The organism is Bradyrhizobium sp. (assembly GCF_049798375.1).
Classification (GTDB): Bacteria; Pseudomonadota; Alphaproteobacteria; order Rhizobiales; family Xanthobacteraceae; genus Bradyrhizobium.
The window spans coordinates 1-3,028 of the sequence record NZ_JBARGP010000213.1; the positions used below are offsets into that span (position 1 = coordinate 1).

The following is a 3,028-nucleotide window of genomic DNA, read 5'->3' on the forward strand; positions in this document are numbered from 1 at the left end:
GACATCGTTTTTTCCGGCGACGTCCGCTCGCTGGCCGGCTCGCTCCGCGGCGACGGCGCGCTTTCGATCCGGGGCACGCGCTATCCGTTTCGGGTGACGTCGAGTCAGGACAAGGAGTCCAGCGGACTGCGCGTCCATCTCAATGTCGATCCCGGCCAGCGGCCACTTGCGGCCGATGCCGAAGGCCTGATCACCTTCGCCAACCGGTCGCCTCACTTCGATGGCGCGGTGACGCTATCATCGCCGCCGAAAGAGCCGGCCAAGGACCAAGCCGCGAAGAATCAGCCGGCGCAACAGCAGGCCGCGAAAGAGAACAGCAATCCACCGTGGAAAATCGTCGCCAAGCTGACGGCGGACTCGAGCGGCGCCAAGCTCGACCAGCTCGAAGCGAGCTTCGGTCCGGAGGAGCGCGCGCTGAAATTCGCAGGCAGCGGCGATATCCGTTTCGGCTCCTCGCCACTGTTGCGGGCGCAGTTGGGGGCACGCCAGCTCGACGCCGACAAGCTGCTCGCCGCCAGTGAGGGGGCCGACAAAAAGGGGACGATGCCGGCCCGCGCGCTCCCGGCGCTGCGCAACTGGCTGGCGTCGCTGCCGACCTTGCCGCTGCCTGCCAATATCCAGTTCTCGGCCGAGCAGATCATGCTTGCCGGCCGCCCGGTGCAGACGGTTGTGGCCGATCTGCATAACGAGACCAGCGCCTGGAGCCTCGAAAAGGTCGATCTGCGCGCTCCCGGCGCGACGCATCTCACCTTCAAGACGATCGGTATTTCGACGTCGGTGAACTCAGGATTTTCCGGTGCGCTCGATCTCGATTCCTCCGATTCCGACGCGCTGCTGGTCTGGTTGCAGGGGCGTAATGAGACCGGCTATCGCAGCCCGCGTCCGCTGCGGTTGCGCGGTGATGTCAGCGTCGCGCCCGATCGCGTCGCGATTGATGGTCTGAAAGCCGAGATGGATGGCGGTGCCGTCCAGGGCAAGATCGCGCTGATCGACCAGGCCGGGACCGCCAACACGCGCGTCGAGGCCGCATTGAAGGGCGAGCGCCTCGATCTTGATGCCGCCGCGGCGCTGGCGCGCTCGCTGGCGGGCCCAAGCGGTGCGTGGCCGGAGTCGGCCTCTCTCTCTCTCGATCTCGGACGCGCGACCTGGAACGGCCAGGACTTCCGTCCGCTCGATGTGAAGCTCGCCTATGATCCGAAAACCATCGTCGTCGATCAGGTGAAGTTCGGGCAGGGTAGCGGCGTCACGACCGAAGCGTCCGGTCGGTTCGACCGCGCCAATGCGACCGGCCATTTGACCGTGAGCGCAAGCGCGGGCTCGCTGCGCGACATTGACGCGCTGGTGCAGCCGTTCGCGCCGTCGCTGGCGGCGCGCGTCGACGCTGCGGCCGGTTCGGCCCCGGCTCCGGCGCGCCTGAAGTTGGCGCTCGATCTGGTGAAGGATGCGGCGAGTGCCGATCGCGTCGATGCGCGGGCAGCCCTCGATCTCGACGCACCGCAGCTCAAGGGCACCGCGGTCTGGACCGCCAAGCCGAAGGCGGCGTTGTTGCGCGGCTTCGATCTGGATGCGATCGGCCGCACCGAGCTCGGTGTCGACACCAAGCTCTCGGCGGAGCAGGGCGGGACCTTGCTGGCGCTGCTCGGGCTCGACCGCGTGGCCGTTGCCGGCGACGGTCCGGCGCAGTTCGAGGCCCATATCGCCGGTGCCTGGCGCGCGCCGCTCAAGGTGAACGCGACGCTGTCGGGCGCCGGCCTTGATGGCGACGTTCAGGGTACGGTCGAGCCATGGGCCGAGGGCGCCAAACCCGAGATCACGAAGGCGAACCTCAATCTGCGGGTCCGCACCGCCAATCTGGCGCCGCTGGTCGGGCTCAAGTCGCAGGATCCGGCAGCGCAGAACGTCAGGCTGTTCGGACGGCTCGGGCTCTCCGGCAACCGGCTTACGCTGGACGATCTTGACGGTCTGGCCGGCGGTGCAAAGCTGCGCGGTCATCTCGCGGTGACGCTCGACGGCGACAAGCAGGTCGATGGCGAGATCAATCTCGACACGCTCGATATCCCCGCGGTCTTTGCGCTTGGCATCGGCGCGGCTGGGCATGATGCGGCGGAGCCCTTGGGCGCCGGCCTGTTCAACGGTTGGCAGGGACGTGTCGCGTTTCAGGCGGCGAGCGGCAAATTGTCCGGCGGAGTTGAATTGCGACAGGTCGCCGGTGCGATCAAGAACGATGGCCAGGCGCTCACGCTGGAGGATCTCAAAGGCAAACTCGGCGGGGGCGACGTCACCGCGACGGCCGATGCACGGCCGGGTCGGAATGGACTGTCCGTGAGTGGCCGGCTCGAGTTGTCCGGTGTCGACGGCAACGCGCTGCATTATCACGGCTTGAAGGTGCCTTCGGGCCATGTCGCTGCGCAGATGACGCTAGCCTCCGAGGGACGCAGCGCGCAGGCGCTGACCAGCGCGCTCTCAGGCAACGGCACCGTGACGCTGGACAAAATGTCGATCGCCGGCCTCGATCCGCGCGCCTTCGAGATCGCGCTGAAGGCTGCGGATGCCGGCCAGGTCGCCGATGACACCAAGCTGCGGCAGATCGTCGAGCCGGCGCTTGCAGCGGGCTCTCTCAATGTGGCATCGGCGCAGATACCGTTCATCATCCGCGATGGGCGGCTACGCGTCAGCGCCATCGCGCTAGAGGGCGAGGGGGCGCGTGCGATCGTTTCCGGCGGCTACGATATCCCGGCCGATCAGGCCGATATCCGCGTTAGCCTGAGCTCGACAACGCTCGGCAATGCCAACAGCCAGCCCGAGGTGTCGCTATTTGCGGCAGGCACGCCTGACACGCTCGACCGCAGCCTCGACGTCACTTCGCTGTCGTCATGGCTTGCGGTGCGCGCGATCGATCGCGAGACCCGCAGGCTGGACGCGATTGCGCGCGGCGAGCCGGTGCCGTCCTATCCGGCGTCCACCGCCTCATTGCCGGGGGCAACCGATGGCGCACCGCCGCCGCCGATTGACGGGGCAGGCCGCGGTC

General features: G+C 67.6%; 1 protein-coding gene. It reads left to right on the plus strand.

What is annotated here, in order from left to right:
- A partial coding sequence (locus tag WA702_RS09125; protein ID WP_425110197.1) for an AsmA-like C-terminal region-containing protein occupies positions 1 to 3,028 on the plus strand: 3,028 nt, incomplete at both ends.